The organism is Clostridium fallax (genome assembly GCF_900129365.1).
Classification (GTDB): Bacteria; Bacillota; Clostridia; order Clostridiales; family Clostridiaceae; genus Clostridium_AH; species Clostridium_AH fallax.
In genome coordinates this window covers 13,772-30,330 of sequence record NZ_FQVM01000017.1, presented here as the reverse complement: position 1 = coordinate 30,330, position 16,559 = coordinate 13,772, and the positions used below count along the sequence as shown (strand labels likewise).

At 29.0% G+C, this 16,559-nt stretch carries 20 protein-coding genes; all 20 read left to right on the top strand.

Annotated features, from left to right (window positions below; all coding sequences use genetic code 11):
- The first annotated feature begins 234 nt into the window (after nucleotides 1–234).
- The 20 genes from BUA70_RS09050 to BUA70_RS08955 all read left to right on the top strand — a co-directional run bounded on the left by BUA70_RS09050 (nucleotide 235) and on the right by BUA70_RS08955 (nucleotide 16,540).
- Nucleotides 235–1,023: a class II aldolase/adducin family protein gene (locus tag BUA70_RS09050; protein WP_072896524.1), complete on the top strand. Its 789-nt coding sequence runs from the start codon at nucleotides 235–237 to the stop codon at nucleotides 1,021–1,023.
- On the top strand, nucleotides 1,020–2,684 hold the full coding sequence (locus BUA70_RS09045; protein ID WP_072896521.1) for a propanediol/glycerol family dehydratase large subunit: 1,665 nt from the start codon (nucleotides 1,020–1,022) through the stop codon (nucleotides 2,682–2,684). The genes BUA70_RS09050 and BUA70_RS09045 overlap by 4 nt, the downstream gene beginning before the upstream one ends.
- Before the next feature lie 10 nt (nucleotides 2,685–2,694).
- Nucleotides 2,695–3,291 carry a propanediol/glycerol family dehydratase medium subunit gene (locus tag BUA70_RS09040; protein WP_072896519.1) on the top strand — a complete coding sequence of 199 codons (597 nt, stop codon included), beginning with the start codon at nucleotides 2,695–2,697 and terminating at the stop codon, nucleotides 3,289–3,291.
- 3 nt (nucleotides 3,292–3,294) lie between these two features.
- Entirely contained in the window at nucleotides 3,295–3,684 is a 390-nt protein-coding gene (locus tag BUA70_RS09035) for a diol dehydratase small subunit (protein ID WP_072896516.1), read from the top strand.
- Nucleotides 3,684–5,516 carry a diol dehydratase reactivase subunit alpha gene (locus tag BUA70_RS09030; RefSeq protein ID WP_072896514.1) on the top strand — a complete coding sequence of 611 codons (1,833 nt, stop codon included), beginning with the start codon at nucleotides 3,684–3,686 and terminating at the stop codon, nucleotides 5,514–5,516. Before BUA70_RS09035 ends, BUA70_RS09030 begins: the two co-directional genes overlap by 1 nt.
- 118 nt (nucleotides 5,517–5,634) lie before the next feature.
- Nucleotides 5,635–5,955: a hypothetical protein gene (locus tag BUA70_RS09025; RefSeq protein WP_072896511.1), complete on the top strand. Its 321-nt coding sequence runs from the start codon at nucleotides 5,635–5,637 to the stop codon at nucleotides 5,953–5,955.
- Nucleotides 5,948–6,388: a GlcG/HbpS family heme-binding protein gene (locus BUA70_RS09020; protein ID WP_072896509.1), complete on the top strand. Its 441-nt coding sequence runs from the start codon at nucleotides 5,948–5,950 to the stop codon at nucleotides 6,386–6,388. Before BUA70_RS09025 ends, BUA70_RS09020 begins: the two co-directional genes overlap by 8 nt.
- Nucleotides 6,367–7,794 (top strand): aldehyde dehydrogenase family protein, encoded by a 1,428-nt coding sequence (locus BUA70_RS09015; protein WP_072896506.1) that lies wholly within the window; start codon nucleotides 6,367–6,369, stop codon nucleotides 7,792–7,794. Before BUA70_RS09020 ends, BUA70_RS09015 begins: the two co-directional genes overlap by 22 nt.
- 10 nt (nucleotides 7,795–7,804) lie before the next feature.
- A complete protein-coding gene (locus BUA70_RS09010; protein WP_072896504.1) occupies nucleotides 7,805–9,010 on the top strand; it encodes a zinc-dependent alcohol dehydrogenase in 1,206 nt (401 codons plus the stop codon).
- Between the two features lie 12 nt (nucleotides 9,011–9,022).
- Nucleotides 9,023–9,331 (top strand): BMC domain-containing protein, encoded by a 309-nt coding sequence (locus BUA70_RS09005; protein WP_072896502.1) that lies wholly within the window; start codon nucleotides 9,023–9,025, stop codon nucleotides 9,329–9,331.
- Nucleotides 9,332–9,351: 20 nt separating this feature from the next.
- Nucleotides 9,352–9,630 (top strand): BMC domain-containing protein, encoded by a 279-nt coding sequence (locus tag BUA70_RS09000; RefSeq protein ID WP_072896499.1) that lies wholly within the window; start codon nucleotides 9,352–9,354, stop codon nucleotides 9,628–9,630.
- A gap of 6 nt (nucleotides 9,631–9,636) precedes the next feature.
- Nucleotides 9,637–9,942: a BMC domain-containing protein gene (locus tag BUA70_RS08995; protein WP_072896496.1), complete on the top strand. Its 306-nt coding sequence runs from the start codon at nucleotides 9,637–9,639 to the stop codon at nucleotides 9,940–9,942.
- 66 nt (nucleotides 9,943–10,008) lie between these two features.
- The gene (locus tag BUA70_RS08990) at nucleotides 10,009–10,287 is read left to right on the top strand and encodes a BMC domain-containing protein (RefSeq protein ID WP_072896494.1); all 279 of its coding nucleotides are present in this window, start codon (nucleotides 10,009–10,011) and stop codon (nucleotides 10,285–10,287) included.
- Between the two features lie 12 nt (nucleotides 10,288–10,299).
- Nucleotides 10,300–10,938, top strand: a complete 639-nt coding sequence (gene pduL, locus BUA70_RS08985) for a phosphate propanoyltransferase (RefSeq protein ID WP_072896492.1) — start codon at nucleotides 10,300–10,302, stop codon at nucleotides 10,936–10,938.
- Between the two features lie 52 nt (nucleotides 10,939–10,990).
- Nucleotides 10,991–11,239 (top strand): EutN/CcmL family microcompartment protein, encoded by a 249-nt coding sequence (locus BUA70_RS08980; RefSeq protein WP_072896490.1) that lies wholly within the window; start codon nucleotides 10,991–10,993, stop codon nucleotides 11,237–11,239.
- Nucleotides 11,240–11,259: 20 nt separating this feature from the next.
- The gene (locus tag BUA70_RS08975; RefSeq protein WP_072896487.1) at nucleotides 11,260–12,603 is read left to right on the top strand and encodes a 4Fe-4S dicluster domain-containing protein; all 1,344 of its coding nucleotides are present in this window, start codon (nucleotides 11,260–11,262) and stop codon (nucleotides 12,601–12,603) included.
- Nucleotides 12,596–13,144 (top strand): BMC domain-containing protein, encoded by a 549-nt coding sequence (locus tag BUA70_RS08970; RefSeq protein WP_072896485.1) that lies wholly within the window; start codon nucleotides 12,596–12,598, stop codon nucleotides 13,142–13,144. Before BUA70_RS08975 ends, BUA70_RS08970 begins: the two co-directional genes overlap by 8 nt.
- Before the next feature lie 294 nt (nucleotides 13,145–13,438).
- A complete protein-coding gene (locus BUA70_RS08965) occupies nucleotides 13,439–14,650 on the top strand; it encodes an extracellular solute-binding protein (protein WP_072896564.1) in 1,212 nt (403 codons plus the stop codon).
- A gap of 62 nt (nucleotides 14,651–14,712) precedes the next feature.
- Nucleotides 14,713–15,645, top strand: a complete 933-nt coding sequence (locus tag BUA70_RS08960) for an ABC transporter permease subunit (RefSeq protein ID WP_072896482.1) — start codon at nucleotides 14,713–14,715, stop codon at nucleotides 15,643–15,645.
- Nucleotides 15,646–15,655: 10 nt separating this feature from the next.
- Nucleotides 15,656–16,540 carry a sugar ABC transporter permease gene (locus BUA70_RS08955; RefSeq protein ID WP_072896562.1) on the top strand — a complete coding sequence of 295 codons (885 nt, stop codon included), beginning with the start codon at nucleotides 15,656–15,658 and terminating at the stop codon, nucleotides 16,538–16,540.
- The last annotated feature ends 19 nt before the right edge of the window (nucleotides 16,541–16,559 follow it).

The following is a 16,559-nucleotide window of genomic DNA, read 5'->3' as shown; positions in this document are numbered from 1 at the left end:
AATATTAAATAACATATAAATATAAATTATATAAAACTAATAATTATATTTTAAAGTTTAAATACAAAATAGGCTTTATAAAGGAATACAATATAAAAAGTATTATGCATAATAATAGTGAATAATTATATAAATAAAATAAAAGCATAAAAGCTTTAATTCGTTGACCCAAAAACCATAAAATGGTAAAATTAATATAAATATACAAATAAATTAAATAAAAGGGGGAAGTATATGTTTTCAGAATATGAAGTGAAAAAGCAAATCTGTGAAATTGGAAAAAGAATATATATGAAGGGCTTTGTAGCTGCTAATGATGGTAATATTTCTGTAAAAATAAATGATAAAGAGGTTCTTTGTACACCAACAGGCATTTCAAAGGGATATATGACTCCAGATATGATATGTAAAGTTGATTTAGATGGAAAGATAATCTCTTCTAACGGAAATTATAAGCCTTCATCAGAAATCAAAATGCATTTAAGAGTTTATAAGGAAAGATCAGATGTTAAATCTGTAGTACATGCACACCCACCTTATGGTACAAGTTTTGCTATAGCAGGAATACCTTTAACAAAGGCAATAATGCCAGAAGCTGTTATTGCCTTAGGCTGTGTTCCTATTGCTGAATACGGAACTCCCTCTACTGATGAAATTCCAGATGCTGTATCAAAATATTTAAGCAATTATGATGCAGTACTTTTAGAAAATCATGGAGCATTAACCTATGGGCCAGATTTAATGAGTGCTTATTTTAAAATGGAATCCTTAGAATTTTATGCAAAACTAACTTATCTTTCAAGTCAAATCGGAGAGCCACAAATTTTAGATAAAAATCAAATAGAAAAGCTTTTAGATATAAGAAAAAATATGAACGTAATAGGAAAGCATCCTGGACATCGTTGTAGTGATGAACTTTGTTCCTTAGATAAATCTAATAATAAAAAAGATTTAATTAAAGAAAATGAAATAGAAACTATGGTAAGGGAAATAACAAAAAGAGTTTTAGGTGAATTAAAATGATCAAATCTAAAAGATTTGAAGCTCTTTCTAAAAGACCTATAAATAAAGATGTATTTATGGAGGAGTGGGCAGAAAAGGGCTTTATTGCAATGAAAAGTCCTTATGACCCATCACCTTCTATAAAAATTATAGATGATAAAATAGTTGAAATTGATGGTAAAAAAAGAGAAGATTTCGATTTTATAGACTTTTTTATTGCAGATCATAGCATAAATAAAAAAATCTGCGATGATGCAATGAAAATAAATTCCCTAGAATTTTCAAAGCTTATGGTAGATATAAATACACCAAGAGATGTTTTAATAGAAATTGCAAAAGGTTTTACTCCAGCTAAAATTATAGAAGTAATAGATAATTTAAATGTAGTAGAAATGATGATGGCAATGCAAAAATTAAGGGCAAGAAAAATTCCTGCAAATCAAGCTCATATAACTAATATAAAAGATAATCCTATTTTAATAGCAGCAGATGCAGCAGAGGGGGCTTTAAGAGGATTTAGGGAAGAAGAAACTACTGTAGGAGTTGTAAGATATGCTCCATTTAATGCTATTGCACTCTTAATAGGATCTCAAATAGGTAGAAAGGGCGTTTTAACTCAATGTGCTGTTGAGGAAGCTACTGAGTTAGAACTTGCTATGAGAGGATTTACTACCTATGCAGAAACTATGTCTGTTTATGGAACAGAGAATGTTTTTATAGATGGAGATGATACACCTTATTCTAAAGCCTTTTTAAATGCAGCTTATGGATCAAGGGGACTAAAAACTAGATTCACATCTGGTACTGGATCAGAAGTTTTAATGGGAAGTACAGAAAAAAAGTCTATGTTATATTTAGAAACTAGATGCCTTATGGTTACTAAAGGAGCAGGTGCACAAGGTGTACAAAATGGAGCTGTTTCAACTATTGGAATAACTTCTTCAGTACCATCAGGAATTAGAGCTGTTTTAGGAGAAAATTTAATAGCTGCTTTATTAGATTTAGAAGTGGCATCATCTAATGATCAGAGTTTTTCCCATAGTGATATCAGAAGAACTGCTAGGCTTTTAATGCAGTTTTTACCAGGGACAGATTTTATTTTTTCAGGATATAGTGGGACTCCAAACTATGACAATATGTTTGCAGGTTCTAATTTTGATGCAGAAGATTTTGATGATTATAATGTCCTTCAAAGAGATTTAAAAATTGATGGTGGGCTAAGACCTGTAAAAGAAGAAGAGGTTATAAAGGTTAGATATAAGGCAGCAAAAGTTATAAAGGATTTATTTAATGAATTAGAACTTTCTTCTATAAGCTATGAGGAAATCATAAAAGTAACTTACGCAAATGGAAGTAAAGATGTTTTAGATAGAAATATAATAAAGGATTTTGAGGCTATTGATAAAATTATGAAAGAGGATATTACAGGAGTAGATATAGTAAAGGCTTTAATAAAAACAGGTCATAAAGATGTAGCGGAAGATGTTTTAGAAATGTTAAAACAAAGAATATCAGGAGATTATCTTCAGACATCCTCAATTTTAGATGAAGAATTTAATGTAATATCTGCTATAAATAATAAAAATGATTATCTTGGACCAGGTAGTGGATATAGGGTTTCTAATGAAACTTGGAATCGAATAAAAAATATAGGAAATCTTATAAATAAAGACTCCTTTTAGCTAGGAGGTAATGTATTTGGAAGATAAATTATTAGTTGAAGAAATAACTAAAAAAGTTTTAGAAAAAATTGAAAATATTTTAGAAGAAAATAAAAGAAATAAAAATAAAGAAAATGAAATCGTTATAGGTGTTGGTCCAACCTTTAATAGTGAAGTGAAAATAACATTAAATGGATTAAAACATAATGAAGTTATAAGAGAAATTATAGCAGGAATTGAAGAAGAAGGATTCACAGCTAGAATTATTAAAGTGTATAAAACTGCTGATGTAGCTTTTATTGGTAAGGAAGCAGCAAATATAAGTGGATCAGGAATAGGGATAGGGCTTCAATCTAAAGGAACAGCATTAATTCACCATAGAGATCTATATCCCTTAAGTAATTTAGAGTTATTTCCTCAAGCTCCCCTTATAGATTTAAAGACTTATAGAAATATAGGTAAAAATGCAGCTAAGTATGGAAAAAAGGAGAATCCAATTCCAATAACAGTAAAAAATGATTCTATGATTAGGCCTAAATATCAAGTAAAAGCAGCTCTTTTTCATATAAAAGATACAGAAAAAGTAATTAAAGATGGTAAATCTATAGAAATAATAGTGGAGGATTAAATTATGAAATATCCATTATCAAAGAATAATTTATCCTTAAAAAGTAAAAGTGGTAAGAGATTAGATGACATTACTATTGAAGGTGTAATTAATGGGGAAATTACAGGAGAAGATATAAAAATATCAAAGGAAACCTTAATTATGCAAAGTAATATTGCTAGAGAAAATAAAAGAGATCAGTTAGGAGATAACTTAGAAAGAGCATCAGAATTAGTAGAAGTTCCAGATGATGAATTATTAAACATTTATAATATGTTAAGACCTAATAGAAGTACAGAAACTGAGTTATTAAAAAAAGCTGAAGAAATAGAAAAAAGGTATAAAGCAGTAAATTGTAGCAAGTTAATAAGAGAAGCAGTAGAAGTATATAAAAGAAGAGGAATATTAAAATAATGAAGCTGATTTGTGCAGTGGATATAGGAAATTCTACTACAGAGGTATCTATAGCTAAGGTTTATGAAAATAAAGAAGTGAAATTTCTTAGTTCATCTAGAGTAAAAACTACAGGATTAAAAGGAACTAAGGATAATATAATAGGAATAATTCAAGCTATAAACAAAGCATGTGAAAAATCAGAAATAAGTATTGTTAATATAGATTTAATAAAGATAAATGAAGCAGCTCCTGTTATTGGAGAAAATTCTATGGAAACAATAACGGAAACTATAATAACTAATTCAGCTATGATAGGCCATAATCCAGATACTCCAGGTGGAAATGGATTAGCTTTTGGGGAAACTATAATGCTTAAAAATTATAGTTTAATGGACAAGTGTAAAGATTATATAGTTATAGTTTCTTCAAATTATACCTTTAAAGAAGCTGCCAATTTAATAAATAATTTATTAGAAAACAAAATAAAGATAACTGGGGCAATAGTAAAAGAAGATGAAGGGGTGCTAATTCATAATAGATTAATAAAAAAAATTCCTATTATTGATGAGGTAAAGTTTATTGAAAAAATTCCATTAGGAAAATTAGCAGCAATAGAAGTAGCTGATATAGGGAAAACCTTAACAGAATTATCTAATCCTTTTAAAATTGCTAATTTATTTGATTTAAATCCCTACGAAACGGAGAAAATAATACCTTTAGCAAAAGGGCTTATAGGTCTTAGATCAGGGGTTATAATAAAAACTCCTGAAGGAGATGTTAAGGAGAAAAAAATAAAAGTTGGAAAATTAACTTTACTAGGGAATAAAGAGGAGAAAGTAGTAGATGTAAATTTAGGTGCCGAAGAAATTATGAAAGCAGTAAATAATATTAAAGAAATTAATGATGTTTTTGGGGAAGAAGAGACTAATGTGTCCTTTGTAATAAATAATATTAAAGATAAAATGTGTAAAATATCAAAAATACCTATAGAAGATATAAAAGTAAAGGATATTTTTGCTGTTGATACTTTGGTATCTAAAAAAATTAAGGGGGGTATTGCAAAGGAAAGTTATAAAGAAAAAGCCGTAGCTATAGGTATTATGGTTAAAACCCATAAGCTTCCTTTAGAGGAGATTAAAAAAGAACTTGAACAAATATTATCTATAAATGTAGAAGTTAATGGAGTGGAAGGGGTAATGGCATCTATAGGAGCTTTAACAACAAAGGGCACTAAATTACCTATTGTAGTAGTTGATATAGGTGGAGGATCTACTGATGTAGCTATTCTTTATGAAAGTGGAGAGGTAAAAACAGTTCATCTAGCTGGTGCTGGTGAAATGGTTACTATGCTTATAAATAATAAGCTTTCTATAGATGATAAGGATATAGCAGAGGAAATAAAAAAGAATATAGTAGGAAAAGTTGAAAGCTTATATACTTTAAGACTTGAAAATGGACAACTTCAATTTTTTGAAAATCCTATAGACTCAAAGCTTTATGGGAGAGTAGTTATAGTTAAAGAAGATATTTTAATTCCGATAATGAAAGACATTACAATAGAAGAAGTTGTTTCAGTAAGAAGAGATTGTAAAAGAAAGGTTTTTATAAAAAATATTACAAGAGGATTAGAAAAAATAGCTCCTATGGGAAATCTTCATCTAATATCTAGTGTTGTATTAGTTGGAGGATCTGCTTTAGATTTTGAAATATCAGATATGATTTTAAAGGAATTAGCTAACTATGGAATAGCTTCAGGGTGTGGGAATATAAGAAACAGGGAAGGCCCTAGACAAGCTGTTTCAACAGGACTTATTTTCCACTATATAGAAAGATTGAAGGAAAATAATTAATAATTATTATTTTTCAAGTGATTTTCTATTGAACAGAAATATTAAAGTAAAATAACTTATAAATTATAAAAAATAAAAGTTTTATAATTTAAATTTTATTATATAGAAGGGCTAAAATATGGGCAACAAATATCTTTTGAAAATATTTATAGACTATGAAAGTGAATTTTCTTTTGAATTTTTATCAGGAATAGAGGAAGAAGGCATTAGATATGAAATAAAAAATTTAGAAAGCTTTTATCTATATGAATTAAGTAATTTGCCTTTTCAGCTAGGAGTAGTAATAAAAAATAATAAGGTTTTAGTTAAAAGTTTTGATAAAAATATAGAAAAACTATTTTATATAAGAAATTATGAAAATTTTAGATTAAGTAAATTTTCAAGGGATATAGGTAGATTTATAAAAAAGCTTCCATTAAAGGGAGAGTGGAATGATTAGGTATTTAAATTTAAAAATAAGCAAAATAATATTAGAAGAAGTTGAAAAAAAGGCTAAAAGTGAAAAGATACCTGTAGTTATTTCTATTGTAAATAGTTGGGGATATCCTATTGCAATACACTTTATGGATGGAGCTCTTCCAGCTAGTTATGATATTTCATTAAGTAAAGCTTTTACAGCAGCTACAGTTAGAATGTCAACAAAAGAATTAAAGGATTTATCTTGTGATAGAGGAGAACTTTATGGAATAAATAATACAAATAATAACAAGATAGTTGTATTTCCAGGTGGATATCCTTTAAAAAATTACGAAGGCATAGTAGTAGGTGGCATAGGGGTAAGTGGTAGTACCGCCTATTATGATGATTATTTAGCTGATTATGGTAGAAAGCTTTATGAGGAGGTAGCTAGGTGTTTAGAAAAGAAGCAGTAATTGAAGAGATTATAAAAAAAGTTTTAGGTGAATTAAAAGAAAAAGAATTAATAGAAAAAAATATTAATAATATTTCTAGTTCTAATGAATTATATATCTTTGAAAATATGGAAATTGCAATAAGTAAAGCGAAAGAAGCTTTTAAAAAACTAAGGAAATTATCCATAGGTAAAAGAGAAGAGATAGTTAATAATATAAGAAAAAAATGTGTGGAAAATGCAGAATATTTATCGAATTTAGCAGTAGAAGAAACTGGAATGGGAAGAGTAGAAGATAAGATAATAAAACATAAATTAATTGCAGAAAAAACACCAGGGACAGAAGATTTAAAAACTACAGCTTGGAGTGGAGATGGTGGATTAACATTAATAGAACAAGGGCCTTTTGGGATTATTGCAGCTATAACACCATCAACTAATCCTACTGCAACTGTTTTATGTAATTCTATAGGAATGATAGCAGCAGGAAATACAGTAGTGTTTGCTCCACATCCTAATTCAGTAAATTGCTCTAATTTAGCAGTTAAATTAGTAAATGAAGCTTCTGTAGAAGTAGGTGGACCAGAAAATATAGTGGTATCCATAAAAAAACCATCTATAGAAGGTACAAAGGCTTTAATGGAGCATAAGGATATAGCACTTATTTCAGCAACAGGTGGTCCTTCTGTTGTTAAAGAAGCATTATCTTCAGGAAAAAGAGCTTTAGGTGCTGGGGCAGGTAATCCTCCAGTAATCGTAGATGAAACTGCAAACATAAAAAAGGCAGCAATAGATATTATTAAGGGAGCTACTTTTGATAATAATCTTCCTTGTATAGCTGAAAAAGAAGTTATTGCAGTAAGTGAAATTTGTGATGATTTAATAGGAGAAATGATTAAAAACGGTGCCTATTATATAAATGATAAAAAAATCATTAAAAAGTTAGAGGATACTGTGCTTATAAAGAGTAATGGAAAAATAATTTTAAATAGAAAATTTGTTGGAAAAGATGCAAAAGTAATATTAAAGGCAATAGGAATAGAAGTTTGTGATTCTAAAAGATGTATTATATTTGAAGGATCTAAGGATAATATCTTAATAAAAGAAGAACTTATGATGCCAATTTTAGGTATAGTAAGAGCAGAAAATTTTAATGAGGCTATGGAATATGCTATTGAACTAGAAAATGGCAATAGACATTCAGCTCATATGCACTCTAAAAATATTGATAATTTAACTAAATTTGCAAGAGCTATAGATACAGCTATATTTGTTAAAAATGCACCTTCTTATTCTGCTTTAGGAGTAGATTCAGAAGGATATGTAACATTTACTATAGCAAGTAAAACTGGAGAGGGACTTACATCAGCAAAAACTTTCACTAAAAACAGAAGATGCGTATTATCTGATGGATTATCAATAAGATAGGAGGGCTTTTATGGAAGTTAATAATATAAATATTGAAGAAATAGTAAAAAGCATAATAAAAGAAATGACATCTTCTGAAAAAAATTCTGTCGAAAAAGTAGAAAAGAAAGAAATAAATATATCTAAGGTAGCAATGTTAAAGGAAGCTAAAAAAATAGAAATAAAAGAATTTAAAATACCAGAAATAAATGATGACGAGATTTTAGTTAAGGTAGAGGGATGTGGAATATGTGGAACTGATATTCATGAATATAAAGGAGACCCTTTTAACTTAGCACCTTTAGTTTTAGGTCATGAAGGAACTGGAGAGATTATAAAACTTGGAAAAAATGTAACTAAAGATTCAGCAGGAAAATCTTTAAAAGTAGGAGATAAAGTAGTTACCTGTGTAATACCTTGTGGAGAGTGTGATATATGCTTAAATCATCCTAATAGAACTAATTTATGTGAAAACTCAGGAATATATGGCCTTATAAGTGATGATGAAAAACATTTAAATGGATGGTTTAGTGAATATATAGTTATAAGAAAAAATTCAACAATTTTTAATGTTTCTCATATGGATTTAGATTTAAGAATTTTAATTGAGCCTAGTGCTGTAGTTGTTCACGCAGTTGAAAGAGCAAAAAGCACAGGACTTTTAAAATTTAATTCTAAGGTTTTAGTACAAGGGTGTGGACCAATAGGATTACTTTTAATATCAGTTATAAGAAGTTTAGGAATAGAAAATATAATTGCAGTAGATGGAAATGAATGTAGATTAAAAATGGCTAAAAAATTAGGAGCAAATACTACTATAAATATAATGGAGAGTTCAAGCTTTGATGAAACTTTAGGTAAGGTTAAAGAAGTTACTGAAGGGTTAGGAGTTGATTTTGCATTCCAATGTACAGGAGTTCCTAAGGCAGCATCAGGTATTTTAAAATTTATAAAAAGAGGTGGAGGACTTTGTGAAGTAGGATTTTTTGTAGATAATGGTGATGCAACAATAAATCCTCACTTTGATATATGTAATAAAGAAATAACTATTGTAGGATCTTGGGTATATACTCCACAGGATTATTTAGAAACCTTTGACTTTTTAAAGAGAGCTATAGGAATTGGACTTCCTATAAAAGAATTAATTACTCATAAATTACCTTTAGAAAATTTAGAAGAGGGCATTGAATTAAATATAAAACAAAAAGGACTTAAAATTGCAATAGTGAACAAATAAAGAGGTATTACTATGAATGCAGTAGGCATAATTGAAGTTTTTGGGTTAACAGCAGCTATAGTAGCAGCAGATGCAGCCTGTAAAGCTGCCAACGTAACTATTGAGGCTATTGATAATAATAAGCCAGCTAATGCAGATAAGCTTTTAGTTCCTGTACTTATAATGGTAAAGCTTAAAGGAAGTATTTCTGATATAGAAGTAGCTATAAAAGCAGCTGAAAAAGCTGCAAATAAGATTACATCAGTAAACTCTAAAACAATAATACCAAAAATTGATAATTCGATAGATTTTTTAATTAAAAAAAGTTGTATTAATAAATAAATTTTAGGAGGATGGGTTTTATGAAACAAGAGGCTTTAGGAATGGTAGAAACAAGAGGTTTAGTAGCTGCAATAGAGGCAGCAGATGCTATGGTTAAAGCGGCGGATGTAACTTTAATAGGAACAGAAAAAATAGGTTCAGGTTTAGTAACAATAATGGTAAGAGGAGATGTTGGAGCTGTGAAAGCTGCAACGGAGGTTGGAGCAAGTTCCGCATCAAGATTAGGAGAGGTAGTTGCTGTTCATGTAATTCCAAGACCTAATGGAGATGTTGAAACAATTCTTCCTAAAACAGAATAAATTAAAATGAAAAAAATAGAGGCATTAGGAATTATTGAGGTAGTCGGAGTTGTTGCATCTTTAAAGGCTTTAGATTCAATGATTAAAACTTCTAATGTATCCTTTGTAACAATGGAAAAGAAACTAGGTGGAAGGTTAGTTACTGTAGTTGTTCAAGGGAAAGTTGATAGTGTTATTTTAGCGATAGAAAGTGGATCTAAAGCTGCCAATAATATAACTAAGGCAGTTGCTAAAGCAGTAATTCCAAAACCTCATGAAGAAATAATTAAGTTATTACAAAAAAGTTCTTTAAAATTTAATAGGATCTCATAATAAAATAAAAAAATTTTATCTTAATAATTAAAGGTTATAAAATCTATGAAAATGGAGGATGATTTTATGGGGCAACAATCATTAGGAATGATAGAGACAAGAGGGTTAGTAGCAGCAATAGAAGCAGCAGATGCAATGGTTAAAGCTGCAAATGTAGAACTAATAGGAACAGAAAAAATAGGATCAGGATTAGTTACTGTTATAGTAAGAGGAGATGTTGGAGCGGTAAAGGCTGCAACAGAAGCTGGAACTAATGTAGCAAGTACACTAGGAGAGATTGTAGCAGTGCATGTGATTCCAAGACCTCATCAAACCGTTGAAGGAATACTACCTAAAAAAGAGTAATAGGTGATTTTTATGAATAATGAATGCATTATAAATTTAATAAAAGATGCAGTTTTAAATGAGATAAAAGAAAAAAATAATAATTTTAATAATATAAAAGTTGGAGTTTCCGGAAGGCATGTTCATTTAAGCAAAGAAGATTTAGAAATTTTATTTGGAGAAAATTATAAATTAAATATAAAAAAAGAATTGATGGCTGGAGATTTTGCTGCAGAGGAAACTGTTACAATAGTAGGTGATAAGTTAAAGGCTATAGAAAAGGTTAGAGTTTTAGGACCTACTAGAAAAGATACTCAGGTTGAGATTTCTTCTACTGATGCAGTTTTTTTAGGAGTAAAAGCACCTATAAGAATCTCTGGTGATATAAGAAATTCAGCAGCTATAACTATTATAGGACCTAAAGGAGTAGTAAGAAAAAAAGAAGGATGTATAATTGCGAAAAGGCATATTCATATGAGTCCTAATGATAGAAAGATTTTAGGTATAGAAAATAGTAGAATTTCTGTAAGAGTAAAAGGAGAAAGAGCTGGGGTTTTAGAGGATATAGAGGTAAGAGTTAATGAAAATTATAATTTAGAAATTCATATAGACACTGATGAAGCTAATGCTTTAAATATAAAAAGTGGAGACTTTGTTCAGTTATTAACTTAATGGTGATGGATGGTTAATCCATCACCATTATAATAAGAAAGGTGTAATAAAAATGATTTTAGGTACTGTTATAGGAAATATTGTAAGTACAAGAAAAGAAGATTCTTTAATGGGATACAAGCTTTTAATAGTAAAGCCTTTAGATGAATATAATTTAGGAAAAAATATAGTAGCTATTGATAGAGTAGGGGCAGGAATTGAAAGTTTAGTAGTAGTTACTTTAGGATCAAATGCTAAAGTTGGTTTAAAAAAACAAGATATGCCTATTGATGCAGCTATAGTAGGAATAGTAGATGAATAATATAAAAAGGATGGATTAAGATGCTATTAAAGGAATTAAGAAATCTTTTAAAAAAAATGGGTATAGTAGGAGCTGGTGGAGCAGGTTTTCCTACCTATGGGAAACTTAGTGATGGAGTAAAAAAAATTATATTAAATGGAGCTGAATGTGAACCTTTATTTAAAGTAGATAGAAATATATTAAAAAATAAAGCTTATGAAGTTTTAAAAGGATTAGAGTTTCTTTTAGAAACACTAGAAGCAGAAGAGGGCATTATTGCCATAAAAGAAAATTATAAAGAGGCAAATGAAGCTATAGATTTTTTTATAGATAATTTTAAGAATTTAAAAAAGGTAACTTTAAAAGATGGGTATCCTATTGGAGATGAAGTTGTTTTAATTTATGAAAGCACAGGACTATTAGTACCTCAGGGAGGAATTCCATTAGAAGTAGGAGTTATAGTTATAAATGTAGAAACAGCCTTAAATATTTATAACGGAGTTTTCCAAAATAGACCTGTTATAGAGAAATATATAACTATCGGAGGAGAAGTTAAAAATCCACTTATCTTAAAGGTTCCTATAGGAATTAGTTTTAATGATTTAATTAAAGAAGCTGGAGGAGCTACAATAAAGGATTTTAAATTATTAGTTGGTGGTCCTATGACAGGAAGATTAGGAAATATTAATGAAACAGTAACTAAAACTGTAAAGGGAATATTTTTATTGCCTAAGGATAATAAGGCAATTGAATTAAGAGAAAAGGAATTAAGTATTGATATAAAAAGAACCATGTCTATTTGTTCTCAATGCAGAGTTTGTACAGATTTATGCCCTAGAAATTTATTAGGACATTCTATTGAGCCTCACAGGATAATGAATTCTTTAGCCTTTAAAGATGAAAACAATATAAATGTTTTTGTTAATGCTTTAGCTTGCTCTGAATGTAATTTATGTTCTGTTTATGCTTGTCATCAAAGCTTAGATCCAAAGAGAATAATATCATCCCTAAAAGCAAAACTTAGAGAAAATGGAGTAAAGTTAAATAAAAATAAAAATCTTAAGGTTAATGAAAGTAGAGAATATAAAAGAGTACCAGTAAGTAGAGTATTAAATAGATTAGATTTAATTAACTATGATAAAAACTTAGATATAATAGAAAAAAATATTGATTTTAAAATTTTAAAAATAGCTTTAAATCAATCTTTAGGGCAAAAGCCAAAGGCGAAAGTAAAGCCTTTAGAGAAGGTGAAAAAGTATCAAGTTATAGCAGCTTCTCATGAAAAAGAATTAGGAGTAGACTTACATTCACCTATTGATGGAACTGTTTTAGAAATAAATGAAAAATCAATAGTAATTAAGAAAGGAGATGTAGAACTTGAATAATGCATTAGGATTAGTAGAATATTTAAAAATACCTACAGGAATGGTAGCTTTAGATAAAATGTGTAAAACATCTGATATAAAGGTAGTTTATGCAGCTACACTTTGCCCTGGAAAGTATGTTGTTTTATTTAAGGGGACTTTAGCCTCTGTTAAGGCAGCTTTAGAATTAAGTGAAAAAGAATTCTTAAGCAATACTATTGACACTATGATTTTAGGAAATCCAAAAGAAGAAATATATAATGCTATTTCAGGAACTACATCAGCTAAAATAGAAGGAGCCTTAGGAATTGTTGAAAGTTATTCTGTGGCATCTATAGTAGAAGCTTCTGATATAGCAGCAAAAAGTAATGAGATATCTTTAATAGAATTAAGATTAGCAAGAGGAATGTGTGGCAAAAGTTTCTTTACTATTACAGGAGATTTAGCTTCAGTAGAAAGTGCAATAGAAATAAGCAGTAAATATTTAAAAGAAAAAGGAATGTATTTAGATAGTGGAGTTATAGCTAATCCAGATAAAGATATTAAAATTAATTTTTATTAATTTATATCAAAGTTTTTAAAAGATAATTATATTTGAATTTATTTAAGTATATATGTTAAGTTAATCATAGAGGTAATATTAAGGATAGATAAAAATATTTAGTATATAATATATTTTTATCTATTTTTAATAAAAATTATTGCAAATGTTTTCAATAAGAGTTATAATGAATTTGGAAAAGATACCGATAATGTTTCCGAAATCTTTGAAATAATAAATAAAAGTATTGAGATTTCGTAAAAAAACGAAATTTAAAATAAAATTATAAATTATTTATGGGAGGATTTTGGTATGATAAGTAAACGTACAAAACTATTTGCAATGGTAATGGCTTCCACTTTTATGGTAGGAGCACTATATGGTTGTGGAAGTAGTGATAAGAAGGCTACTGAAGACAAAAAATTACTTGTTTGGTCTCACTTAACTCAACAAGAGGTTGATAAAATTAAACCTTTAGCAGAAAAATGGGGCAAGGAAAATAATGTAGATGTAGAACTTGTTATAGATAAAGGAGAGATGCAAGCATATATACAAGCAGCTAATAGTTCAAAGGGTCCTGATGTTATGTTTGGTATGCCACATGATAATTTAGGAACTTATGAGAAAGCTGGATTATTAGCAGAAGTTCCAAGTGGAACTATAAATAAAGATGATTATGTTTCAAATCAAGTAGTAGATTCAGTTACAATTGGTGAAAAGCAATATGCAGTACCTTTAGCACAAGAAACTACAGCATTATTCTATAACAAAGAAAAAGTTAAAGAAGTTCCAAAAACAATGGAAAATCTAATTGAAGAAGCAAAAAATGTAGGCTTTAAGTATGATATAAACAACTTTTATAATTCATTCTCATTTATAGCTGCTGACGGAGGATATGTATATAAAAATAATAATGGAACATTAGATCCTAATGATATAGGATTAAATAATGAAGGGGCTATAAAAGGATTTCAATTTATTCAAGATTTAGTAACAAAATATAAATTTATGCCAGCAGATATTAATGGAGATTTAGCTAAGGGGGAATTTAGTTCAGGAAAAGATGGATTCTACATTTCAGGACCTTGGGATATATCAACATTTAAAGAAACAGGTATAGATTTTGGAGTTTCTCCATTACCAAAAATGAACGGAAAAGAAACACCATCATTTATGGGAGTTCAAACTGCTTTTGTAAGTTCTAAGAGTAAGAAACAAGATTTAGGATGGAAATTTATAAAGGATATGGCTAAAGAGAGCTCAGATGTATTAATAAATGTAGGTAGTAGAATTCCAGTATTAAAATCAGCTTTAGAAAGCGATGCATATAAAGAAAATCCATATATGCAAGCCTTTGTAGAACAAGCTAAACATGCAATACCAATGCCAAACATTCCAGAAGTACAAGCTATGTGGCAACCGGCAGCCGATAACTTAAAGCTATTAACTTCAGGACAAATAGATGCTAAACAATGTGCAGATAATATAGTTGAACAAATTAAACAAGGTATAGCACAACAAAAATAATATAATTCATATAAGGAGTCTAAAGACTCCTTATATTTCAATAAGTATTCAGGAGGGCAGGAATGATGCAAAGAATTAAAAAAAGCAGTAAATTTAGTGGAAAACCAATGTCATATCTAATGCCTGCATTAATTTCTATTTTCATATTATTAATTATACCAATAATATATACAATATATATATCTTTTACAGATTATACAATGTATACACAAGATAATTTTAAGGTGATAGGATTACAAAACTATAAAGACGTTTTAGCAGGACCTTTTAAAGAAATATTTTTACCAGTATTCATATGGACAATTGTTTTTGCTTTATGTATTACTATAGGTAGTTTTTTTGTAGGACTAATTTTAGCATTAGTTTTAAATAATAAAAATATGAAGGAATCTTCAATATATAAGGGATTCTTAATTATACCATGGGCTTTACCAGTAACTGTTGCAATACTTTCATGGCAAGGTCTTTTAAACACAACTTATGGTGCTTTAAATACAGTATTGATGAAATTTCATATAATAGGAGAACCAATTCCATGGCTTACTGATCCTAATTGGGCAAGATTGGCAATTATTATAGCTAGTATTTGGCTTGGCTTCCCTTATATGATGAATGTTTGTATGGGTGCTATAGCTGCAATTCCTAAAACATATTATGAAGCAGCAGATGTTGATGGTGCTACTAAATTTCAACAATTTTATAAGATAACATTGCCGTCAATAGCTAAAACAGCATATCCATTATTAATATCATCTTTTGCATTTAATTTTAATAACTTCGGTTCAGTATATTTAATTACAACTGGTGGTCCTGCAAGAATAGGACAACAATATGCTGGATATACAGATATACTAGCATCAGTTAACTATAAGTTATCAACACAATTTGGAAGATATGATATAGGTGCAGCATTAAGTATTCTTATATTCATATTAATAGGTACAATTTCATACCTTCAAATGAGAGCATCAGGACAATTTAAGGAGGTAGATTAAAATGCAAGCTATACAAGCTAAAATTAATAAAAAAGCTTTTAAAAGCTCAGGTGAATATAAAAAGAAATTGTCACCGGCAGATAAGAGAAATCTTTGGTTTGGAAGAATATTTATATGGATAATGATAGTACTAACAATATTTCCTGTAATAGCAGTTGTTAGTGCATCAATGGCTAAAGGACAAGCTTTTAATCAAACCACACTTTTTCCAAAAGAATGGACATTAGATAACTATGTAAAGGTATTAACTGAAACAGACTTTTTAATATGGCTTAAAAATTCACTAATTTTATGTACTTGTGTTTCAGTTATACAATTATTGCTTACATTACCAGCATCCTTTGCTTTTTCTAAATTAAAATTTAGAGGAAGAAAAAGTGGATTAATGTTTTTATTAATTCTACAAATGTTTCCAACTATGATGGCATTACCAGCAATATTAGGTATAGCTTATAGATTAGAAGCAATGGATAATATGTTTGCACTTATATTAATACTTTGTGGAGGTAGTGCTTATAATATATGGCTTCTTAAAGGATATATGGATGGAGTTCCTAATGATTTAATGGAAGCTGCATATGTAGATGGAGCTACAACTTGGCAAGTATTTACTAGAATTACAGTACCTTTAACAAGAAACATGCTAATAGTAATATTTTTATTCACATTTATAGGAACATATAGTGAATTCGTATTTACATCAGCATTAATGAAGGCACCTGAAAATCAAACAATTGCTACAGGATTAAAATCATTTATAACAAATAACTTTTCAGCTAACTGGACTCAATATTCAGCAGCTGCAATAATGGCATCATTCCCATTAGTAATATTATTTGTTTGTTCTCAAAAATATATAGCTGAAGGATTAGTTGCGGGATCAGTTAAAGGTTAACTTGTATGGAGGAATTTTT